Source organism: Pseudoduganella aquatica (genome assembly GCF_009857595.1).
Classification (GTDB): domain Bacteria; phylum Pseudomonadota; class Gammaproteobacteria; order Burkholderiales; family Burkholderiaceae_D; genus Rugamonas; species Rugamonas aquatica_A.
On the sequence record NZ_WWCU01000006.1, the window covers coordinates 1 to 21467 of the forward strand.

Below are 21467 nucleotides of genomic sequence, written 5' to 3' on the forward strand. Positions count from 1 at the left end.
CCTTGGCCGCGCTGGGCCCGGCCGTGGTGCAGCAGATGACGCTGGCCCTGGGCCTGCTCGGCGCCCACCGGCGCGGCCCCTGCGGCGCCTTCGCCTACCCGCAATACTGGTCGCGCGCACTGGCGCTGGCCTGCGCCGCGCAGCAGCTGGGCGGCGCAATGGCCGGGGCCGCCCTGTTCAGCGCGGGACTGCTGGCCGGCTGCGGGCAGCTCGGGCTGGCCAGCTCGCGTCCGCGCTCCTACGCCAAGCTGCTGCGCGAAGCAGAGGCGGCGCGCTGGCAGCCCGACGTCCTGCTGGCCATGGAGGAGGCGCGCTACTGCTACAACCACCTGAAACTGGGCGCGGCCATGCTGCGCCACTGGAACGTGGCGCCGTCCCTGGCCGAAGCCGTCCAACATCTGGACGCGCCCGAACAATGCGCTACCGCCCCGGCGCGCGCCTTGGCCAGGCAGCTGCACCTGGCGCAGCAGGTGGCCCAGGTGTGCGCTGCGGAGCCGGAGCAGCGCGCCGAACTGCTGCCGGAGCTGGCCGCCACCGGCGCCCTGCTGGAACTGAACGTGCCGGCCTTGCTCGCGCTTACCGAGCGCGCCGGCCTGGCCTGGCGCCGCTGGTGCGTGGCGCTCGACCTGCCCTGCGCCCAGCGGCCGCGCCCCGCCGCCGCCGCCCCCATTTATCGCCAACCAGAGAGGAGACCCACATGACCACCACCGGCCCCTGCGGCGGCGGCGCCGCCCACCTGTTCGACACGCTGATCAAGGAGCAGCATTTGAAGAACGACGCCGCGCTGTGCCGCGCCGCCGGCATCGGTCCGCCGCTGATGAGCAAGATGCGCAACGGCCGCCAGCGCGTCAGCGCCGAAGTGATGCTGCGCCTGCACGAAGCCTTCGGCATGCCATTCGCCACGCAGCGCCTGCTGCTGGCGTGCGACAGCAGCTATCCGCACCGCCCGTACCGCCGCCGCGCCGGTGCGCAGCAGCAGGCCGAAGCCGCCCAAGCGGCAGGCTGAGGCGCCGGCAGCGCGCAAAAAAAAACCCGCCATAAGGCGGGGATGGAGACTAGCTGCCGCCACGGGCCGCGCAGCCTGCTGCTGCGCGCCGCCCGGCCCGCATCAAGCCAGCTTGCCGTGGCAAGCCTTGAACTTCTTGCCGCTGCCGCAAGGGCAAGGGTCGTTGCGGCCCACGCGCAGGCCGCCGTCGTCCGCCGACGCGGGCGCCGCGGTTGGCGCCAGCAACTCCTCAGGCGCCGCATTCGGATTGAAGTCCGCGTGCTGGTAATGCACATTTTCCAGGTGGGTGGCCTGCATGGCCGCTTCGGCCGCGTCGATTTCCTCGCGCGACTGGATGCGCACCGTCATCACATGGCGCACCACCTCGTTCTTGATCATGTCCAGCATCTGGCCGAACAGCTCGAAGGCCTCGCGCTTGTACTCCTGCTTCGGATTCTTCTGCGCATAGCCGCGCAGATGGATACCCTGGCGCAGGTGGTCCAGCGCCGCCAGATGCTCGCGCCAGTGGCTGTCCACGCTTTGCAGCATGACATTGCGCTCGAAGCCGCCAAAGGCGTCCTTGCCCACGATGTCGATCTTGGCCTGGTACACGGCGTCGGCCGCAGCCAGCACCTTCTCCAGCACTTCGTCGTCGGTCAGGCTGGCGTCGGCCGCCAGGGCGGCCTGCAGATCCACCTGCACCTGCCACTCGGTGGCCAGGGCCGCTTCCAGGCCGCGGATATTCCACTGCTCCTCGACCGATTCCTCCGGCACGAACTCGCGCACGATGTCGGTGAACATGCCATGGCGCAGCGACTGGATCATCTCCGAGATATCGGTCGCTTCCAGCAGCTCGTTACGCTGCTGGTAAATCACCTTGCGCTGGTCATTGGCGACGTCGTCATACTCCAGCAGCTGTTTGCGGATATCGAAGTTGCGCGCCTCGACCTTGCGCTGCGCCGACTCGATGGAACGGGACACGATGCCCGCCTCGATCGGTTCGCCTTCCGGCATTTTCAGGCGGTCCATCACGGCGCGCACGCGGTCGCCCGCGAAGATGCGCAGCAAAGGATCGTCCAGCGACAGGAAGAAGCGCGACATGCCGGGATCGCCCTGGCGCGCCGCGCGGCCGCGCAGCTGGTTGTCGACGCGGCGCGACTCGTGGCGCTCGGTGCCGACGATGTGCAGGCCGCCGGCAGCGACCACCTGCTCGTGCAGCGCCTGCCAGCCCGCGCGCAGCGCCTGGGCTTGGGCGGCCTTGTCGGCGTCGCTCAGTTCCGGATTCGCTTCGATGAACTTGATCTGGCTTTCCACATTGCCGCCCAGGACGATGTCGGTGCCTCGGCCCGCCATATTGGTGGCGATGGTGATGGCTTTCGGGCTGCCGGCCTGGGAGATGATCTCCGCTTCGCGGGCGTGCTGCTTGGCGTTCAGGACGTTGTGCGGCAGGCCGCCCTTGGTCAGGATGCCCGACAGCAGCTCCGAGTTCTCGATCGAGGTGGTACCCACCAGCACCGGCTGGCCGCGGTCGTAGCACTCGCGGATTTCCAGCAGCATGGCGTTGTACTTTTCCTGGTTGGTCTTGTAGACCTGATCCTGCTTGTCCTTGCGCGCCGACGGGCGGTTAGGCGGGATCACCACGGTTTCCAGGCCGTAGATCTCCTGGAATTCGTAGGCTTCGGTATCGGCCGTACCGGTCATGCCGGCCAGCTTGGCGTACATGCGGAAGTAGTTCTGGAAGGTGATCGAGGCCAGGGTCTGGTTCTCGTTCTGGATCTTCACGCCTTCCTTGGCTTCCACCGCCTGGTGCAAGCCGTCGGACCAGCGGCGGCCCGTCATCAGGCGGCCGGTGAATTCATCGACGATCACCACTTCATTGTTCTGCACCACGTAGTGCTGGTCCTTGAAGTACAGCGCGTGCGCGCGCAGGGCCGCGTACAGATGGTGCACCAGCGTGATGTTGGCCGAATCGTAGAGCGAGGCGCCTTCCGGCAGCAGGCCCATTTGCACCAGGATGGCCTCTGCCTTCTCGTGGCCGGCTTCGGTCAGCAGCACCGAGTGCGCCTTCTCGTCCTTGGTGTAATCGCCGGGCACTTCAACGCTGCCCTTGCCGTCCGGGGTTTCCTCGCCAACCTGGCGGGTCAGCATCTTCGGCACTTCATTGATCTTGTAATACAGATCGGTGTGGTTTTCGGCCTGGCCGGAGATGATCAGCGGCGTGCGGGCCTCGTCGATCAGGATGGAGTCCACCTCGTCGACGATGCCGAAGTTCAGCGCGCGCTGTACGCGGTCGCGTGCCTCGAAGACCATATTGTCGCGCAGGTAATCGAAGCCGAATTCGTTGTTGGTGCCGTAGGTGATGTCGGCCGCGTAGGCGGACTGCTTGGCGGCGTGCTCCATCTGCGACAGGTTGATGCCGGTGGACAGGCCGAGCCAGTTGTACAGCTTGCCCATGGTTTCGGCATCGCGCTGGGCCAGGTAGTCATTGACGGTGACGATATGGACGCCCTTGCCCGACAGCGCGTTCAGATAGGCCGGCAGGGTCGCGGTCAGGGTCTTGCCCTCGCCGGTGCCCATTTCGGCGATCTTACCGTAATGCAGCACCATGCCGCCGATCAGCTGGACATCGAAGTGGCGCATCTTGAAGACGCGCTTGGACGCCTCGCGGCAGACCGCGAAGGCCTCCGGCAGGATGGCGTCCAGCGCCTCGCCGCCGGCGATGCGTTCCTTGAAGGCCGGGGTTTTCGCCTGCAGCTCGGCATCCGACAGCTTCTCCATGGCCGGCTCGAGCGCATTGATTTCGCGTACCGTTTTTTGATATTGCTTGAGCAGACGCTGGTTGCGGCTGCCGAAAATCTGGGTCAGTAAGGACATTGGTTAACGCCGTTAAAAAAAGCTAGGGTGTAGGGTGCTCAGCTTGCCAAGGGCAAAAGACCGATGATTTTATCATGCCGTCCGGCCAAGGTTGGGTTATTGCCCCGTATAACAATAGCCAGTATGGTAACAAACTCGGATTTTCCCGCCACTTTCAGCCCATTCCTACAAGCGAGCTGAGCCGCACTCACCCCAATCCGGGGTCAGACCCCGAAGGAGGGCGAATGCGGCTCAGCTCGCTTGGGGCGGGCGGCGGGCTGTGGTATGTTTCGGGCCATGCGCTTATTCAATTCCCTCAATCAAGGCCGCTCGCCCAAGGTGGCGACGGACTTTCTGAAAAGAAATGACAAGATGGCGGCCCTGCTGCCGGCCATCGAGCGCATGGCCGCGCTGCAGAAGGATTGCGCCGCCACCCTGCCCAGCATGTTCAGCCATTGCGAAATCCTGGCGTTCGAGGACGGCCATCTGCTGCTGTCCACCCCCAGCTCGGCCGTGGCGGCCAAGCTCAAACAGCAGCTGCCGAAATTACAAGATACGCTGCAGCAGCGCGGGTGGCAGATTAACAACATCCGCCTGCGGGTGCAGATGATGAAGGCGGCCGACATCAAGCCGCAGATGCGCACGCTGAGCCTGCCGCCCGCTGCCGTCACCGCCTTCGAGGAATTGAGCAAGTCGCTCGAGCAGAGCAAGCAGAACGGCCACCTGATCGAAGCGCTGCAGCTACTGGTGCAGCGCCGCCGCGACCGGCCCGATTACTGATTCAGGTCCCACTCGTGCGTCATCTGGCGCACATAGGAATCCGGCGCCGACTCCACCGTGTCGTAAGTCACCACTTCATACGACGACGGATCGGCCAGCAGCGCGCGCAGCAGCTGGTTGTTCAGCGCGTGGCCCGATTTGTGCGCCTCGTAGCCCGCCACCAGCGGGTGGCCGACCAGGTACAAATCGCCGATCGCGTCCAGGATCTTGTGGCGCACGAACTCGTCGTCATAGCGCAGGCCGTCCGCGTTCAGGATGCGGTACTCGTCCATCACGATGGCGTTCTCCAGCGAGCCGCCGCGCGCCAGGCCTATGCCGCGCAGCATCTCCACGTCCTGCATAAAGCCGAAGGTGCGCGCGCGGGCAATCGCCTGCACATAGGTGACGTCGCCGAAATCGATGCTGGCGCGCTGCGCCGTGCCGTCCACCGCCGGGTGGTTGAATTCAATGAAGAAGTCCAGCTTGAAGCCGTCGTGCGGCACCAGGCGGGCCCACTTCTCGTTGCCCGGTTTGCCTTCTCGCACTTCCACCGGTTTGAGCACGCGGATGAATTTCTTGGCCGCGTCCTGCTCCTGCACGCCGGCCTGCTGCAGCAGGTAGACGAAGGACGAGGCCGAGCCGTCCATGATGGGGATTTCCTCGGCGCTCACGTCCACGTACAGATTGTCGATGCCCAGGCCGGCGCAAGCCGACATCAGGTGCTCGACGGTGGAGATGCGCACGTCGCCCTTGCTCAGCACGGTGGCCATGCGGGTATCGGTCACGCCCATGGCCGAGGCCGGGAACTCCACCGGCGGCTCCTGGTCCACGCGGCGGAACACGACGCCCACGCCGGGCGCGGCCGGACGCAGCGTCAGCACCACCTTGGTGCCCGAGTGCAGGCCCACGCCGGTGGTGCAGACTTTTTCTTTGATGGTGCGTTGTTTTAGCATCCGCAAATTATATCGGAGATGCCGCTGCCCCGCCCCGGCCAGGCGAGCTGAGCCGCATTTCGCGCAATTTGGGGTCAGACCCCGAAGTGGAGTAAATGCGGCTCAGGCTGCTAGGGGTGCTCGGCTTCGGCGTGCACCGCTTCGCGCCGCACCAGGTAGATGCCGCTGCCGATGATGATGGCCGCGCCCAGCAGGGTGTAGCCGTCCGGCAGCGTGTTCCACAGCAGCCAGTCGATCGCCACGCCCCAGGCCAGCGCCGAGTATTCGAACGGCGCCACGATCGAGGCCTTGCCCATGCTGAAGGCGATGGTGATGGCCAGCTGGCCGAAAAAACCGCTCAGCGCCAGCCCGGCGATAATCAGCCAGTCCTGCGGCCGTATCGCCACCCAGCCCTGCCAGCACATGGCCACCGAACCGGTCCCCATCATCACCAGCAGCCAGAACATGATGTGCTCGCTGGCGTCGCTGCGGCTCAATATGCGGCTGGCGATGGCCGACACCGCGTAGCACGCCGCCGAGCCCAGCACCGCCAGCCCGGCCAGCGAAATAAAGCTGGCGCCGTCCGGCCGCAGCACCACCAACACCCCGCCCAGCCCGACCACGATGGCGGCCCACTGCATGGCGTCCACCTTTTCCTTCAGGATGAACACCGACAGCGCCGTGATCAGCGCCGGCGCGATAAAGAAGATCGAATACGTGTCGGCCAGCGGCAGGCTTTTCAGCGCGTAGGCGAACATGGTGAGCATGCCGATGCCGAGCACGCCGCGCAGCAGCTGCAGCGGCCAGCGCACCCGCAAAATGCCGCCGAACTTGCCGCGGTAGGCCATATAGGCGCACACCAGTGGCAGCGACGACAGCGAGCGCAGCGCCGTCACCTGCATGGCGGGATAGTGGGCGGACAGCAGTTTCATGGCCGTGTCCATCAGCGCGAACATGGCGACAGCGATCAGCATGGCGTAGATGCTGCGCAGGTTTTCGGCTTGCGGGGTCAGAGGAGCTCCTTGCGCGTGGCGTCGTGAGGGGCGCCCGATTATAGCAAGTGCGCGAGTGTTGCGTTTACGCACCGCGTCCGCCGCGCAGCGACTTTATTCCGCGCCGCGCCCGGGCAGTGTGACAAAGCACGTGTTTTTGCGGGCTGGCGCGGCGGTATCATGGCAGGCATCCTCCCCACCAAGGAAATAAATGCCGTTCTGCCAGCAATGCGGATCCCAAGCCTCGTCCACCGCAGACTTCTGTTTCAACTGCGGCGCCGACGTCGCGGCTTCGGCGCTGGCCCTGCCCGGCCTGCCCGACGGCTGGAAAGCCATCTTCGCGGCCCTGCAGAAAGGCGGCGGCGTGGACCTGCCGCAATCAATCGAGCTGAGCCTGGCCGAACGGGCGCAGGTGCTGTTCAATCCCTGGGCTTTCCTGTTCGGGCCGTTCTACTACGTGGCCAAGGGCATGGCGCGCAAGGCGCTGGTGCTGACGGCGCTGGCGGCGCTGCTGGTGTGCGCCGCGCGCCTGCTGTTCGGCGCGCTCGGCCTGCACAGTGTGATGGCGTCGGCACTGCTGTGCTTCATCCCCTCCGCCCTGTTCGCCACCCGCGCCAATGTCGACTACTTCAAGAAGATGGTGCTGGACGACGACGGCTGGCTGTAAGCGGCGCCGCCGCGCCGCGCCGGTAAGCGCCGGGGCCGACGCCGTAGCTGCGCTTGAACACGCGGTTGAACGCGGCCTCGGACTGGTAGCCCACCTGCTCGGCTATCTGCCCGGCCGGCAGCCGCCCTTGCGCCAGCAGGGCCGCCGCCCTGGCCATGCGCGTCTGCGTCAGCACCGCCGCCGGCGTGCTGCCGGCAGCCTTCTGGAACAGCCGCGCGAACGTGGCGCGCGACATGTGGCACAGGCCGGCCAGTTCTTCCAGCGTCCACGGCTTTTCCGGCTCGGCCAGCATGGCCAGCAGCGCCGCCTGCAGCCGCTGCTCGGCCAGCAGCGCAAACAGGCCCGGCATGGCCGAGGCCTGCTCCAGCCAGGCCCGCATCAGCAGCGCGAACAAGGCCGACGCCAGCTGCGACACCACGGCCCGCGCGCCTGGACGGACGGTCTCGGTCTCCACCCGCAGCATCGCCATCAGCGACTGCAGGCCGGCGAAGTCGTCGCGCCCCGCCGTGCGCACGTGGATCAGCTCGGGCAGCGCGGCGAGCAGCGGATGAGGGCCGCCAGCGCCGAACTCCAGCCGCCCGCACAGGATGTCGGTGGCCTCCCCCTGGCCGCCGTTCTCGTACACGCGCACCACCTGCCCGCTCTCGAACGCGCGCGGCACCGGCGGCTGCGCGGCAGGATCGCCGGTGTGCAGCTTGTGCGGCGACCCGTGCGGGAACAGCAGGATGTCGCCCGCCTGCACCGCGATGCCGCGCTGCGCGCCCACCTCCAGCCAGCCGCCGCCGCTCACCACCAGGTGATACGGCGCCACTCCGGCCGGCTCGGCCGGCTGGTCCAGCACCCAGGGCGCGCCGAAATGGCAGCGGATGTCCAGCGCGGTCTGCACCGGATACAGCGACAGCAAGCGGCTTAAAGCTCCCATGGGACTCTCCGATTGAGACGATTAAGCAAATTTTAGCGCATTTCAGGCATTAAAAGATTCACCCAAGCGGCCTAAACTTCTTTCCATGCCGACACACAAACCCAGTCGGTCCCACACTGAGAGGAAATATCATGAGCCGTCTGCACACCATCGCCACCACCGAAGCCACCGGCCACGCCGCCCAGCTGTTCACCGCCATCAAAGGCGCCATCGGCATGGTGCCGAACGCCTACGTGGCGGTTGGCAGCAACAGCCCGGTCGCCCTGGAAGCCGCCCTCAACCTGGACGGCGCGCTGAAAAAATCCAGCCTGAGCGTCAAGGAAATCGAGATCATCAAGCTGGCCATCAGCGAAGACGCGGGCTGTGACTACTGCCTGGCCGCGCACACGCTGATGGGCGCGAAAGCCGGCCTGAGCCGCCCCGCCATCCTGGCCGTGCGCAAAGGCGGCGCCTCCGGCGACGACCGCGCCGACGCGCTGGCCGCCTTTGCCCACACCCTGGCGCGCAGCAGCGGCACGGTGCCGGCCGAAGCCGTGGCCGCCGTGAAGGCGGCCGGCTACAGCGACGCCCAAATCGTCGACACCCTGCTCGCCATCGCCAGCATCACCTTCACCAACCTGGTGAACCGCGTGAACGACACGGCGCTGGATTTCCCGGCAGCGGATTGATAGACGGCGGAGAAACGCTTGCGGGAGATGTGGCACGCAGCCCGCAAGCTGCGGTAATATTACCGCCATGCCTACCCCTACCGACCTCCCGCTCTACATCGTCAAAGAATCCCCCATCCACGGGCGCGGCGTGTTCGCGCGCGAGGACATTCCGCCGGGCACGCGCATTATCGAATACACCGGCGAGCGCATCAGCAGCGACGAGTCGGCGCGGCGGGCGGAAGCGGGGGGCGGCCCCATCAACCACACCTTCTTCTTCAGCCTGGAGGACGGCAGCCTGATCGACGGCGGCAGCGGCGGCAACGACGCGCGCTGGATCAACCACGCCTGCGAACCCAACTGCGAAGCCTACGAGGAAGACGGCAAGGTCTTCATCTACTCGCTGCACCACATCGACGCCGGCGAGGAACTGAACTACAACTACGCGCTGATCTACGAGGCGCGCCACACGCCCGCCGTCAAGCGCGCCTTCGCCTGCTACTGCGGCGCGCCGTCCTGCACCGGCGTCATGCTCGCGCCCAAGCGCCGCAGCCGCAAGCCCGCCAAAAGCGACGCGCACAGCGCCACCTGATCCATTCCGTTCAAGGGTAGCGTTTGCGCGCATGGATGACGTTCAAGGCATAAACCGAGGATACGTCCTCGTAAAAGACAACAATGTAATTTTTGTGCGCCACCAGCTCGAAGGTGCCGGCTACCCGGCCGGGACGCCGAGGGAAATTTGGATCAGCTAACTTGTCGACCTGTTCGTCGATACGCAGCCACAAATCAACAGCTGCGCGCGGATTGCTCCTGGCGATATAGCGTTCGATATCATCCAGATCCTCCTGGTAGCTGCGGCTACGCAGAACGCGCTTCATGGCGCGTCTCGTTGCATCCTTTTGTTTGTCCTGAGCAGTTCCCAATCATCCGGGGCATAGATGGTATTGCTGCCGTCCTCGAGCCCAGACAGAGCTTTCCGAATGGCATGGCTGGCGGCATCATTACCAGCGATGTGAACATCGCTAATCCCGGCGTCCCGCAATAGCTGCAACGCTTCCCCTGGCTCTGTGAAGCGCCTCGCCAGCCGGTGCAAGCCGCCCCCTGCGACGATCTGCACTTCGAACCCGGCGCCATCCGCCTGCAAAGTTATCGAATCCACCCGTCCTGCGGCGTGGTCCTGCTGTAGTTGTTCCAGGGTCAGAAATTGCATGGCAGCCTCCGTGCTCAAATTATGCAAGCACGCCACGATCATACCTTGATATTTCACCAGCCAAGAAAACAAAAACGGCGCCATCGGCGCCGTTGTGCTTTGCTGCGGGAGAGCCGGGATTACAGCTGGCCCAGCAGGGTTTCCGCGTTCGAGACTTCGAACTTGCCGCCCTGCTCGATGTTGAGCTGGGTGACCACGCCGTCTTCCACCAGCAGCGAGTAGCGCTGCGAGCGGGTGCCCATGCCGAACTTGCTGAAGTCGGCGTCCAGGCCCAGCGCCTTGGAGTAGGCGGCGTTGCCGTCGGCCATCATGCGCACGGTGCCGGTGGCTTTCTGGTCGCGGCCCCAGGCGCCCATGACGAAGGCGTCGTTCACGCTGATGCACCAGATCTCGTCCACGCCCTTGGCTTTCAGCTCGGCCGCGTGCTTCACATAGCCCGGCACGTGCTGCGCCGAGCAGGTTGGGGTGTAGGCGCCCGGCAGGCCGAAGATGGCGATCTTCTTGCCCTTGACCAGGTCTTCCACCTTGAAGGTGTTCGGACCCAGCGAGCAGCCTTCGGTTTCGGTTTCGATGAATTCGGACAGGGTGCCTTCCGGCAGTTTGTCGCCGATCTTGATGGTCATGGTGACTCCTTTTGTATGGTTGTGAAAAAGCCGCGCCAGGCGCGGCTTGCCTCTGGCAAGAACTCGAAGTATGCCAGAGGTTGGAGGAATGCGTCGGCTGCGCGCTTAGTCGGCTTGCTTGCGCAGGAAGGCCGGGATGTCGTAGGTTTCCATGCCCGACTTCTGCAGCGCGTTCACCTGCTCGGAAGCCGATTCGCGGCGCCATACCGCAGGCGCCTTCATGCCGTCGAAGGCTTGCGCGCCGCCGCCCGAGATGCCGCCGCCCACGCCGCCCATCGTCACCGACGAGGTCACGGCGCCGCCGCCCAGCGCTGCCTGCGGCGCATTGTGGGTGCCGGTGCGCAGCATAGGCTGCTGGACCAGCTGCACATGCTTCTTGGCTTTGCCCAGGCCGGTGGCCACCACGGTCACGCGGATCGCGTCGCCCATCTCGTCGTCGTAGGCGATGCCCTGTGCGATCGACGCGTCCGGCGCGGCGAAGGCGCGCACGGCGGCCATGACTTCCTTGATCTCTTTACCTTTCAGGCCGCGCGAGGCGGTCACGTTGACCAGCACGCCGCGCGCGCCGGACAGGTCCACGCCGTCCAGCAGCGGCGAAGCCACGGCCTGCTCGGCGGCGATGCGCGCGCGGTCCACGCCGGAGGCGGTGGCGGTGCCCATCATGGCTTTGCCCTGCTCGCCCATGATGGTCTTCACGTCGTTGAAGTCGACGTTGATATGGCCAGGCACGTTGATGATCTCGGCAATACCGGCGACGGCGTTGTTGAGCACATCGTCGGCGTGCTGCAGCCACTCGATCAGCGATTCGTCTTCATAGATCTCTTCCAGCTTCTCGTTCAGGATCACGATCAGCGAGTCGACGTTGGCGGCCAGCTGCTCCAGGCCTTCGTCGGCGATGTCCATGCACTTCTGGCCTTCGTGCGAGAACGGCTTGGACACCACGGCCACGGTCAGCGCGCCCATGGCCTTGGCCACTTCGGCCACGATAGGCGCGGCGCCGGTGCCGGTGCCGCCGCCCATGCCGGCGGCGATGAACACCATGTGCGCGCCGCGCAGCGCGTCTTCAATGCGCGCGCGCGATTCTTCGGCCAGCTTGCGGCCCACTTCCGGTTTCATGCCCGCGCCCAGGCCGGTCTCGCCGATCTGGATGATGTTGCCGGCCTTCGAGGCCGACAGCGCTTGCGCGTCGGTGTTGGCGGCGATGAATTCCACGCCGCTCATGCCCTTGTTGATCATGTGCTGAACTGCATTGCCACCTGCTCCGCCGACGCCGACGACCTTGATGACGGTGCCCAAAGCTGCGTTATCGACCATATCAAACTCCATGATGTGCTCCTATCAGAATGCCGTTTTCAATCGCCAGTCCTCATATCGTTAGGAGAGCTGGGGATTGAAAACTGCGGTTTCAATTAAAAATTATATTAAGTTCAAAAACCGTCAAAACCAATGCAACACTAAAACCACATACTTCAGAAATTACCGAGGAACCATTCCTTCATGCGCTGCCATACCGCTTTCACCGACCCATCCTGGCGCGTAACGATATGGCCGCGCAGGTACTGCTTTTTCGCTTCCAGCAGCAGGCCAAGCACGGTGGCGTAGCGCGGGCTGCGCACCACGTCGGCGAGCTGGCCGCGATAGTCCGGCGTGCCCATGCGCGCCGGTTTCAGGAAAATGTCTTCCGCCATTTCCACCATGCCCGGCATGATGGAGGTGCCGCCGGTGAGCACGATGCCCGACGACAGCACGCCCTCGTAGCCCGATTCGCGCACCACCTGGTGCACCATGGCGAACAGCTCTTCCACGCGCGGCTCGATCACGGCCGCCAGCGCCTGGCGCGACAGGTTGCGCGGGCCGCGGTCGCCCAGTCCCGGCACTTCCAGGTGCTCGCCCGGATCGGCCAGCACCTGCTTGGCCACGCCGTAGCGGATCTTGATCTCTTCCGCTTCCGAGGTCGGCGTGCGCAGCGCCATCGCGATGTCGTTGGTGATCTGGTCGCCGGCGATGGGGATCACCGCCGTGTGGCGGATGGCGCCGTCCGAGAACACCGCCACGTCGGTGGTGCCGCCGCCGATGTCGATCAGCACCACGCCCAGTTCCTTCTCGTCCGGCGTGAGCACCGCGTCGGCCGAGGCCATGGGCTGCAGTATCAGGTCCGATACTTCCAGCCCGCAGCGGCGCACGCACTTGACGATGTTCTGCACCGCGCTCACCGCGCCGGTGACGATGTGTACTTTCACTTCCAGGCGGATGCCGCTCATGCCGATAGGCTCGCGCACGTCTTCCTGGCTGTCGACGATGAATTCCTGCGGCACCGTGTGCAGCAATTGCTGGTCGGTCGGGATATTAACCGCCTTGGCCGTTTCGATGACGCGCGCCACGTCGGTGGCCGTCACTTCCTTGTCCTTGATGGCCACCATGCCGCTCGAATTGAAGGAGCGGATATGGCTGCCCGCGATGCCGGCGTACACGTTGCGGATCTTGCAGTCGGCCATCAGCTCGGCTTCCTCCAGCGCGCGCTGGATGGACTCGACGGTCGCTTCGATGTTAACCACCACGCCCTTCTTCAAGCCCTTCGATTCGTGCTGGCCCAGCCCGATCACTTCATGGCGTCCATCGCCCATCACCTCGGCCACCACGGCCACCACTTTCGAGGTGCCGATGTCGAGGCCGACGATCAGGTTTTTCGCGTCTTTTGTCATTTCATTTGCCTGCTTTATATGCTTTAAAGTGTCTGTGCTTAGCCATGCTTATTTCGGTTTCTTGCCTTCCGGCGGAATCTTCAGTCCCGCTGCGCTGAGCGCCAATCCGTTCTGGTACCGCATGTCTATCGTCTCTATGTTCTGCACCCGGTTCGCCAGCTGCGGCCAGATGCCCACCAGCCGGTCCACCCTTTCCTTCAGCGTGGACCTGGTCTGCTCGCGGCCCAGCTCCACGCTCATGCCGTTGTCCAGCTTCACGGTCCACGCGTAGCGGCCCGACAAGTCCAGCGCCTGCGGCTCCAGCTGCGCCGGCGCGAACCACGCTTTCAGTTCGCCGAAGCGCGACAGCACTTCCTTCTCGCTGCCTTCCGGTCCGGAGAAGGCGGGCAGCTCATGGTCTTCCTCCGCCTCGGCCAGGTTGGCGGTGAACACGTCGCCCTTGGTCGAGAGCAGGCGGCCGTCCTCGCCCCAGGTGCCCAGCGCCTCGTGCTCCTCCAGCGCCACCACCAGCTGGTCCGGCCATTCGCGGCGCACCGTGGCGCGGCGCACCCAAGGCACGGATTCGAAAGCCTGCCGCACCGAGTCCAGGTTGGTGGTGAAGAAGTTGCCCCGGATGCGGCCCGAGGTTCCCGCTTGCAGCGTCAGGTGGTTCACATGGCGCAGGTCCGCCCGGTCCATGGTCTCCACGCGGATCGCGCGCAGGTTGAACATCGGCCGCTGCGACACCCACCACACGCCGGAAGCCGCGCAAGCCAGCACCACCGCGGCAAAAATGCCGCTGGCGGTTGCGTTCAAGGCTCTCGCGTCTTGCCACATGCTGCCTACCCCTTCATCTTCAGTCGTGCCGAGCGCAGTATCTCCACGCACAGCTGCTCATAGCTGATGCCTTCCGCGCGCGCCGCCATCGGCACCAGCGAGTGGCTGGTCATGCCCGGCGAGGTGTTCACTTCCAGCAGGAAGGGCTTGTTGTCGGCCACGCGCAGCAGCACGTCGACCCGGCCCCAGCCCTCGCAGCCCAGCGAGCGGTAGGCCTGCACGGCGATGCGCTGCATTTCGGCGGTCAGCGCCGCGTCCAGCACGGCGGGGCAGAAATACTGCGTGTCGTCGGTGAAGTACTTGTTCTGGTAGTCGTAATTGCCCTGCGGCGCGACGATCTCAACGATGGGCAGCGCGCGCGCGTTGACACCGGTGCCCAGGACTGCGACGGTAAATTCGCGGCCGGTGACGAATTCCTCGGCCAGCACCGAGTCGTCCAGCGCTGCGGCGATGTCGTAGGCCGCCTTGAAATCGGCCGCCTGCTCCACCTTGGTGATGCCGATGGTCGAGCCTTCGTGAGGCGGTTTGACGATCAGCGGCAGGCCCAGGCTGGCCGCCACTTTGTCCAGGTCCGAGTTCGCGTTGAGCACGGCGTACTTCGGCGTGGGCAGGTGTTCGGCCAGCCACAGGATCTTGGTGGTGATCTTGTCCATGCCCACCGAGCTGGCCATCACGCCGCTGCCGGTGTAAGGAATACCCAGCAGTTCCAGCGCGCCTTGCAGGCTGCCGTCTTCGCCGAAGCGGCCGTGCAGCGCGATGAACACGCGGTCGAAGTTCTCAGCGGCCAGCTCGGCCAGCGAACGCTGGCCCGGGTCGAAGGCGTGGGCGTCTATGCCCTGGCTTTGCAGCGCGGCCAGCACGCCGGAACCGGACATGATGGACACATCGCGCTCGGCCGAACGGCCGCCGAACAGCACGCCAACTTTGCCGAAAGCTTGCGCTTCTTGCGCGGAGAGGAATTGAGTCGCGTTCACTTCTTAGGCCTTCGTGTAAGTAGACAGTTTTGCAGGGACGCCGCTGATCGAGCCTGCGCCCATGGTGAGCACGACGTCGCCGTCGCGCACCACGTTCATGATGGTTTCCGGCATGTCGGCGATGTTCTCCACGAACACCGGCTCGACCTTGCCGCGCGCGCGGATGGCGTGCGCCAGCGAGCGGCCGTCGGCCGCCACGATGGGCTGCTCGCCGGCAGCGTACACGTCGGCCAGCACCAGCACGTCCACGCTGGAGAGCACGCGGGCGAAGTCCTCGAACAGGTCGCGCGTGCGGCTGTAGCGGTGCGGCTGGAACGCCAGCACCAGGCGGCGGCCCGGATAGGCGGCGCGCGCGGCGGCCAGCGTGACTTCCGTTTCCACCGGGTGGTGGCCGAAATCGTCCACCAGCGCGAAGGCGCCCTTGGCCTGGTCGCCCTGGATGGCGGTCTCGCCGTAGCGCGTGAAGCGGCGGCCCACGCCCGCGAAGCCGGCCAGGCCGGCCTGGGTGGCGCTGTCCTCGATGCCGATTTCGCGCGCGATGGCGACCGCCGAGCAGGCGTTCAGCACGTTGTGCATGCCGGGCTGGTTGAGCACCACGTCCAGGTCCGGATAGCCTTCCTGCAGCACGGTGAAATGCATCTGCACGCCTACGGCGCGCGCGTTCACGGCGCGCACTTCGGCGTCCTCGCTGAAGCCGTAGGTGGTGATCGGCTTGGTCACGTGCGGGATGATGCTGCGCACATGCACGTCGTCGATGCACAGCATGGCGCGGCCGTAGAACGGCAGGCGGTGCGTGAAGTGGACGAAGGCCTGCTTCAGTTTTTCGAAGTCGTGCTCATACGTTTCCATATGGTCGGCGTCGATATTGGTGATGACTTCTATCATCGGCGTCAGGTTCAGGAAGGACGCGTCCGACTCGTCGGCCTCGGCCACCAGATAGTCGCCGGTGCCCAGCTTGGCGTTGGCGCCGGCTGCGGTCAGGCGGCCGCCGATCACAAAGGTCGGGTCCAGGCCGCCCTGCGCCAGCACCGAGGCCACCAGGCTGGTGGTGGTGGTCTTGCCGTGCGTGCCGGCGATGGCGATGCCGCGCTTCAGGCGCATCAGCTCGCCTAGCATCACCGCGCGCGGGACGATGGGGATCTTGCGCGCGCGCGCCGCCACCACTTCCGGATTGTCGGCCTTGACGGCGGTGGACGTGACCACCGCGTCGGCGTTGCCTATATGGGTTTCTGCGTGGCCCTGGTGCACGGTGGCGCCCATGTCGATCAGGCGCTGCGTGACGGCGTTGGCGCCCAGGTCCGAGCCCGATACGTTGTAGCCCAGCGTGAGCAGCACTTCGGCTATGCCGCTCATGCCGCTGCCGCCGATGCCGACGAAATGTATGTTTTTGACTTTGTGCTTCATGTTAGTTCTTCCAGTACTTGTGCGATCGCGTTGTTCGCGTCGCGCTTGCCCGCCTTGCGGGCCGCCACGGCCATGGTCTGGCAGGCGCCGCGCGTGAGCGTCTCCAGCAGGGTTGCCAGGCTGCGCGGGTTCATTTCCGTCTGCGGCATATGGATGGAGGCGTTCTGCTTGGCCATCCACTGCGCGTTGTCGCGCTGGTGGCTGGTGGTGGACGCCACCAGCGGCACCAGCACGCTCGCCACGCCGGCCGCCGTCAGTTCGGACACGGTGATGGCGCCTGCGCGGCAAATCACCAGGTCCGCCTCGGCGTAGGCTTGCGCCATGTCCTCGATAAAGTCGACCACCCTGGCCTGCACGCCCGCTTCGGCGTAGCCTGCGCGCAGCGCGTCGATATTCTTTTTGCCCGACTGGTGCGTCACCACCGGGCGCTGCGCCTCGGGGATCAGCGCCAGCGCGGCGGGCAGGTTGTCGTTCAGCGCTTTGGCGCCCAGGCTGCCACCCACCACCAGCACGCGCAAGGCGCCGCTGCGGCCCTCGAAGCGCGCTTCGGGCGCGGCCATGTCCAGGATCTCCTGGCGCACCGGATTGCCGGTGACGACGGCCTTGCTGGCCGCCGCGCCGAAATCGGCCGGGAAGCCGAAGCACACGCGCCCGGCAAAAGGCGCCAGCGTTTTATTCGACAGCAGTAGCGCCGCGTCCGCGTTCACCAGCACCATGGGCACGCCGCGCAGGCGCGCCATCAGGCCGCCCGGCACGGTGACGTAGCCGCCCATGCCCAGCACCGCGTCCGGCTTGCGCTGGCCCAGGAAGCGGAAGCAGTCGGCGAAGGCGGCCAGCATCTTCAGCGCGCCGCCAAGGCTGTGCTTGATGCCCTTGCCGCGCATGCCGGAGAAGTTGATGGTGTCGATCGCGATGCCGTGCTTGGGCACCAGCTCCTGCTCCATGCCGTGGCTCGTACCCAGCCAGCTCACTTCCCAGCCGCGCGCGCGCATGGCCTGCGCAATCGCCAGGCCGGGGAAAATGTGGCCGCCGGTGCCGGCTGCCATGATCATCAGTCGTTTCATATTCTGCCGCCGCGCATCAGGACCCGGTTCTCGTAGTCGATCCGAAGCAGGATCGCGAGTCCGACGCAGTTAATCATAATGCCGGTGCCGCCGTAGCTCATCAGCGGCAGGGTCAGGCCCTTGGTAGGCAGCAGGCCAAGGTTCACGCCCATATTGATGAAGGTCTGCACGCCGATCCAGATGCCGATGCCCTTGGCCGCGAGGCCGGCAAAGGTCTGGTCGATGGCGATGGCCTGGCGGCCGATGTCGAAGGCGCGCTTGACCACCCAGTAGAACATGGCCACGACGCACAGCACGCCGGCCAGGCCCAGCTCCTCGCCGATCACGGCCAGCAGGAAGTCGGTGTGCGCTTCCGGCAGGTAGTGCAGCTTTTCCAGGCTGCCGCCCAGGCCAACGCCAAAAATCTCGCCGCGCCCGAAAGCGATCAGCGAGTGCGTCAGCTGGTAAGCCTTGTTCAGCGCATTGTCCTCTTCCCAGGGATTCAGATAGGCGAAGAAACGGTCGCGCCGGAATTTCGACAGCGCGATGATGGCCACGAATATCGTCACCAGCATGGCGCCTATGCCGCCGAACCAGATGGCGTTGATACCGCCCAGGAACAGGATGCCCATGGCGATGCAGACGATCACGCCAAAAGCGCCCAGGTCGGGTTCGAGCAGCAGCAGCAGGCCGACGAAGCTCACCGCCAGCGCCATCGGCATAAAGCCCTTGGTCAGCTTGTGCATGTATTCCTGCTTGCGCACGGTGTAGTCGGCCGCGTACAGCACGATCACCACCTTCATCAGCTCGGACGGCTGGAAGTTGAACACCTTCAGCGACAGCCAGCGGCGCCCGCCGTTCACCACCACGCCCAGGCCCGGTATCAGCACCGCCATCAGCAGCACCAGCGTGCCGATGAACAGATAGGGCGCGGTGCGCTGCCACACGGCGACGGGAATGCGGAAGGTCATCAGCCCCACCAGCACCGAGATGCCGATAAAACTGGCCTGGCGCACCAGGAAGTAGTTGTTCTTGTAGGCAGCGTACTTGGGCGAGTCCGGCAGCGAGATCGAGGCCGAATACACCATCACCATCCCCAGCAGCATGAGGATCAGCACCACCCACACCAGCAGCTGGTCGTACTCCATCATCTTCGACGGGCGCGCGCGGCTGTCGATGGCCGTGGAACCCGTGGAGGAAGAGGAGAAGCGGAATGGCAGCTGGAAGGCCATGGATCAGATCTCCTGCCCGGCGTCGAGCGCGATGTCGCGCACGGTGTCGATGAAGACCTGCGCGCGGTGCGCGTAGTTCTTGAACATGTCCAGGCTGGCGCAGGCCGGCGACAGCAGCACGGCGTCGCCAGGCTTGGCCAGCTTGGCGGCCAGGCGCACGGCGGACGGCAGGTCGGTGCCGCAGTCGGCCAGGTCGATGCCGGCTTCCACCACGCCGCCTTGCTCCAGCGCGGCGCGCAGCGCCGGCGCATCGCGGCCGATCAGCATCACCGCGCGCACGTAGCGCGACACGGGTTCGGCCAGCGGATCGAACGCCTGGCCCTTGCCGTCGCCGCCGGCGATCAGCAGCAAACGCTGGCCGGCGCCGGTGAAGCTCTTGCCCAGGCCGTTCAGCGCGGCCACGGTGGCGCCCACGTTGGTGCCCTTGCTGTCGTCGTAGTATTCCACGCCGTCGATGGCGGCCACCAGCTCGACGCGGTGCGGCTCGCCGCGATATTCGCGCAGGCCGTGCAGCAGCGGCGCGAACGGCAGGCCGATGGCGCGGCACAGCGCCAGCGCGGCCAGCGCGTTGGAGGCATTGTGCAGGCCACGGATCTGCAGCGCGTCCGACGGCATCAGGTTCTTGACGGTGGTGGCCACAGGTTCCGGGGCCGGATCGTTCTTCTTGCGCTTTTTCGGCGGCTCCGCGTCCTCGTCCGGCACGGCGGTTGCCAGCCAGTGGATGCCGCGCTCGTTGTGCAGGCCGAAGCTGCCCGCTTCCGCCGGTTCGCCGGTGCCGAAGCTGACGTTCTCGCCGACCGGATTGGCCATGCGCATCACGGTGGCGTCATCGCGGTTCAGCACGCGCACGGTGCCGGCGCCGAAGATGCGGGCCTTGTCGGCGGCGTAGGCGTCCATCGAGCCGTGCCAGTCCAGGTGGTCTTGGGTCACGTTCAATACGGTGGCGGCGTCCGCCTGCAGGCTGAAGGTGGTGTGCAGCTGGAAGCTGGACAGCTCGAGCACCCAAACCTGCGGCAGCGCATCGGCCTCGATCACTTCACGCAGCACGTCCAGCGCGGCCGGGCTGATATTGCCCGCCACGCGCACGCTGAAGCCTGCGCGCTGGCACAGCTGGCCGGTCAGGCTGGTGACGGTGGTCTTGCCGTTGGTGCCGGTGATGGCGATGACTTTCGGCGCGTAGCCGCGTTCTTCCTTCAGCGACGCCAGCGCCTGGGCGAACAGTTCGATCTCGCCCCAAACTGGAATGTTCACGGCGGCTGCGGCGCGCATCAGGTCGGCCACGTCGCCTTGCGGGGCGAGGCCGGGACTGATGGCGACGAAGTCGGTGTCGTACAGCAGCGCGATGTCCAGGCGGCCGCCGATGAATTCGGCGTCCGGCACGGCGGCCTTCAGGGCGGCCAGGCGGTCGGCCACGGCGCTCTCGGCGCGCGTGTCGGCCACGCGCACGCGCGCGCCGCCGCGGGCCAGCCATAGCGCCATCGCCAGGCCGGATTCGCCCAGCCCGAGTACCAACACCCGTTTGCCGTCGTAGCTCATCAGCGCAGTTTCAAGGTGGACAGGCCAACCAGTACCAGCATCATCGTCACAATCCAGAAGCGGACGACGACCTGGGTCTCTTTCCAGCCCTTTTGTTCAAAGTGGTGGTGCAGCGGCGCCATGAGGAAGACGCGGCGGCCGGTGCCGTAGCGCTTCTTGGTGTATTTGAACCAGCCCACCTGGATAATCACGGACACGGTTTCAGCCACGAAGATGCCGCCCATGATGAACAGCACGATTTCCTGGCGCACGATGACGGCGATGGTGCCGAGCGCGCCGCCCAGCGCCAGCGCGCCCACGTCGCCCATGAACACTTGCGCGGGGTGCGTGTTATACCAGAGGAAGGCCAGGCCGGCCCCCGCCATGGCGCCGCAGAAGATGATGAGCTCACCGGCGCCGGGAATGTGCGGAATGAACAGGTATTTGGCGTACACGGTGCTGCCGGTCAGGTAGGCGAACAGGCCGAGCGCCGAGCCCACCATCACGGTCGGCATGATGGCCAGGCCGTCCAGGCCGTCGGTGAAGTTCACGGCGTTGCTGGTGCCGACGATGACGCAGTAGGTCAGCGCGATAAAGCCCCACACGCCCAGCGGATAGCTGATGGTTTTAAAGAACGGCACGATCAGATCGGCCTTGGGCGGCAGGTCCATGGAGAAGCCGGACTGCACCCAGGCGAAGAACAGCTCGAACACCTTGGCCGGCGTGGGTGCGGACACCGAGAACGCCAGGTACAGCGCGGCGCCTATGCCCACCAGCGACTGCCAGAAATATTTTTCGCCGGAGCGCATGCCTTCCGGATCCTGGCGCACCACCTTGCGGTAGTCGTCCACCCAGCCCACCGCGCCGAAGCCGATGGTGACCACGATCACCGGCCAGATCAGACGGTTCGACCAGTCGCACCACAGCAGCGTGGACACGCCGATGGCGATCAGCAGCAGCACGCCGCCCATGGTGGGCGTGCCGTGTTTTTTCAAATGGGTTTGCGGACCGTCGGTGCGCACGGCCTGGCCGTACTTCATGGCGGTCAGCTTGCGGATCACGGACGGGCCGGCCCACAGGCCGATGATCAGCGCCGTGATGGTGGCGAACACCGCGCGCGCGGTGATGAAGTTGAATACCCGCAGGGGACCGAAGTCGTCCTGGAACATTTGTGCGAGCCAGAGCAGCATG

22 protein-coding genes are annotated in these 21467 nt (G+C 65.7%); 6 read left to right on the forward strand and 16 right to left on the reverse strand.

Features of this window, described 5'->3' with window-relative positions:
* Both GTP77_RS07490 and GTP77_RS07495 read left to right on the forward strand, forming a co-directional pair.
* Positions 1-701 (forward strand): HDOD domain-containing protein (locus GTP77_RS07490; RefSeq protein WP_161071553.1); only part of this gene is annotated, 701 nt, incomplete at its 5' end.
* Entirely contained in the window at positions 698-1006 is a 309-nt protein-coding gene (locus GTP77_RS07495) for a helix-turn-helix domain-containing protein (RefSeq protein ID WP_161071554.1), read from the forward strand. The genes GTP77_RS07490 and GTP77_RS07495, both read left to right, overlap by 4 nt.
* Before the next feature lie 102 nt (positions 1007-1108).
* Here GTP77_RS07495 and secA read toward each other — a convergent pair whose 3' ends face one another.
* Positions 1109-3859 (reverse strand): preprotein translocase subunit SecA, encoded by a 2751-nt coding sequence (gene secA / locus GTP77_RS07500; protein WP_161071555.1) that lies wholly within the window; start codon positions 3857-3859, stop codon positions 1109-1111.
* A gap of 276 nt (positions 3860-4135) precedes the next feature.
* Here secA and GTP77_RS07505 point away from each other — a divergent pair, with 276 nt between their 5' ends.
* A complete protein-coding gene (locus tag GTP77_RS07505; RefSeq protein ID WP_228895087.1) occupies positions 4136-4618 on the forward strand; it encodes a DciA family protein in 483 nt (160 codons plus the stop codon).
* Here GTP77_RS07505 and lpxC read toward each other — a convergent pair.
* Together lpxC and GTP77_RS07515 are read right to left on the reverse strand one after the other, a co-directional pair.
* Positions 4612-5550 carry a UDP-3-O-acyl-N-acetylglucosamine deacetylase gene (gene lpxC / locus GTP77_RS07510; RefSeq protein WP_161071557.1) on the reverse strand — a complete coding sequence of 313 codons (939 nt, stop codon included), beginning with the start codon at positions 5548-5550 and terminating at the stop codon, positions 4612-4614. The genes GTP77_RS07505 and lpxC overlap by 7 nt on opposite strands.
* Positions 5551-5660: 110 nt before the next feature.
* The gene (locus GTP77_RS07515; RefSeq protein WP_161071558.1) at positions 5661-6503 is read right to left on the reverse strand and encodes a DMT family transporter; all 843 of its coding nucleotides are present in this window, start codon (positions 6501-6503) and stop codon (positions 5661-5663) included.
* A 229-nt stretch (positions 6504-6732) separates the two neighbouring features.
* On the opposite strand from GTP77_RS07515, the gene GTP77_RS07520 reads away from it, so the two are divergent.
* Complete coding sequence (locus GTP77_RS07520; protein ID WP_161071559.1) at positions 6733-7188, forward strand: DUF2628 domain-containing protein; 456 nt, start codon at positions 6733-6735, stop codon at positions 7186-7188.
* Here the strand turns inward: GTP77_RS07520 and GTP77_RS07525 are convergent.
* Positions 7151-8110 (reverse strand): AraC family transcriptional regulator, encoded by a 960-nt coding sequence (locus GTP77_RS07525; RefSeq protein ID WP_161071560.1) that lies wholly within the window; start codon positions 8108-8110, stop codon positions 7151-7153. The genes GTP77_RS07520 and GTP77_RS07525 overlap by 38 nt on opposite strands.
* 131 nt (positions 8111-8241) lie before the next feature.
* Here GTP77_RS07525 and GTP77_RS07530 point away from each other — a divergent pair, with 131 nt between their 5' ends.
* On the forward strand, positions 8242-8778 hold the full coding sequence (locus tag GTP77_RS07530) for a carboxymuconolactone decarboxylase family protein (RefSeq protein ID WP_161071561.1): 537 nt from the start codon (positions 8242-8244) through the stop codon (positions 8776-8778).
* Between the two features lie 67 nt (positions 8779-8845).
* Positions 8846-9349: an SET domain-containing protein gene (locus tag GTP77_RS07535; protein WP_161071562.1), complete on the forward strand. Its 504-nt coding sequence runs from the start codon at positions 8846-8848 to the stop codon at positions 9347-9349.
* Between the two features lie 10 nt (positions 9350-9359).
* Here GTP77_RS07535 and GTP77_RS07540 read toward each other — a convergent pair whose 3' ends face one another.
* From GTP77_RS07540 to mraY, 12 genes are all read right to left on the reverse strand, one after another.
* Positions 9360-9635: a type II toxin-antitoxin system RelE/ParE family toxin gene (locus GTP77_RS07540; protein ID WP_161071563.1), complete on the reverse strand. Its 276-nt coding sequence runs from the start codon at positions 9633-9635 to the stop codon at positions 9360-9362.
* A complete protein-coding gene (locus GTP77_RS07545) occupies positions 9632-9967 on the reverse strand; it encodes a hypothetical protein (protein ID WP_161071564.1) in 336 nt (111 codons plus the stop codon). The genes GTP77_RS07540 and GTP77_RS07545 overlap by 4 nt, the downstream gene beginning before the upstream one ends.
* Positions 9968-10086: 119 nt before the next feature.
* On the reverse strand, positions 10087-10590 hold the full coding sequence (locus GTP77_RS07550) for a peroxiredoxin (RefSeq protein ID WP_161071565.1): 504 nt from the start codon (positions 10588-10590) through the stop codon (positions 10087-10089).
* Between the two features lie 105 nt (positions 10591-10695).
* Positions 10696-11916 (reverse strand): cell division protein FtsZ, encoded by a 1221-nt coding sequence (ftsZ, locus tag GTP77_RS07555; RefSeq protein WP_161071566.1) that lies wholly within the window; start codon positions 11914-11916, stop codon positions 10696-10698.
* Between the two features lie 143 nt (positions 11917-12059).
* Entirely contained in the window at positions 12060-13292 is a 1233-nt protein-coding gene (gene ftsA / locus GTP77_RS07560) for a cell division protein FtsA (protein WP_056398831.1), read from the reverse strand.
* 48 nt (positions 13293-13340) lie between these two features.
* Positions 13341-14108, reverse strand: a complete 768-nt coding sequence (locus GTP77_RS07565; RefSeq protein WP_161071567.1) for a cell division protein FtsQ/DivIB — start codon at positions 14106-14108, stop codon at positions 13341-13343.
* 5 nt (positions 14109-14113) lie between these two features.
* Entirely contained in the window at positions 14114-15082 is a 969-nt protein-coding gene (locus GTP77_RS07570; RefSeq protein WP_161071568.1) for a D-alanine--D-alanine ligase, read from the reverse strand.
* 3 nt (positions 15083-15085) lie between these two features.
* Positions 15086-16486 (reverse strand): UDP-N-acetylmuramate--L-alanine ligase, encoded by a 1401-nt coding sequence (murC, locus tag GTP77_RS07575; RefSeq protein WP_161071569.1) that lies wholly within the window; start codon positions 16484-16486, stop codon positions 15086-15088.
* Entirely contained in the window at positions 16483-17550 is a 1068-nt protein-coding gene (murG, locus tag GTP77_RS07580) for an undecaprenyldiphospho-muramoylpentapeptide beta-N-acetylglucosaminyltransferase (protein WP_161071570.1), read from the reverse strand. Before murG ends, murC begins: the two co-directional genes overlap by 4 nt.
* Entirely contained in the window at positions 17547-18761 is a 1215-nt protein-coding gene (gene ftsW, locus GTP77_RS07585) for a putative lipid II flippase FtsW (RefSeq protein ID WP_161071571.1), read from the reverse strand. The genes murG and ftsW overlap by 4 nt, the downstream gene beginning before the upstream one ends.
* Before the next feature lie 3 nt (positions 18762-18764).
* Complete coding sequence (murD, locus tag GTP77_RS07590; protein WP_161071572.1) at positions 18765-20297, reverse strand: UDP-N-acetylmuramoyl-L-alanine--D-glutamate ligase; 1533 nt, start codon at positions 20295-20297, stop codon at positions 18765-18767.
* Positions 20297-21466, reverse strand: coding sequence for a phospho-N-acetylmuramoyl-pentapeptide-transferase (mraY, locus tag GTP77_RS07595; RefSeq protein WP_161071573.1), 1170 nt, complete (start codon positions 21464-21466; stop codon positions 20297-20299). The genes murD and mraY overlap by 1 nt, the downstream gene beginning before the upstream one ends.
* Position 21467: the final 1 nt, after the last annotated feature.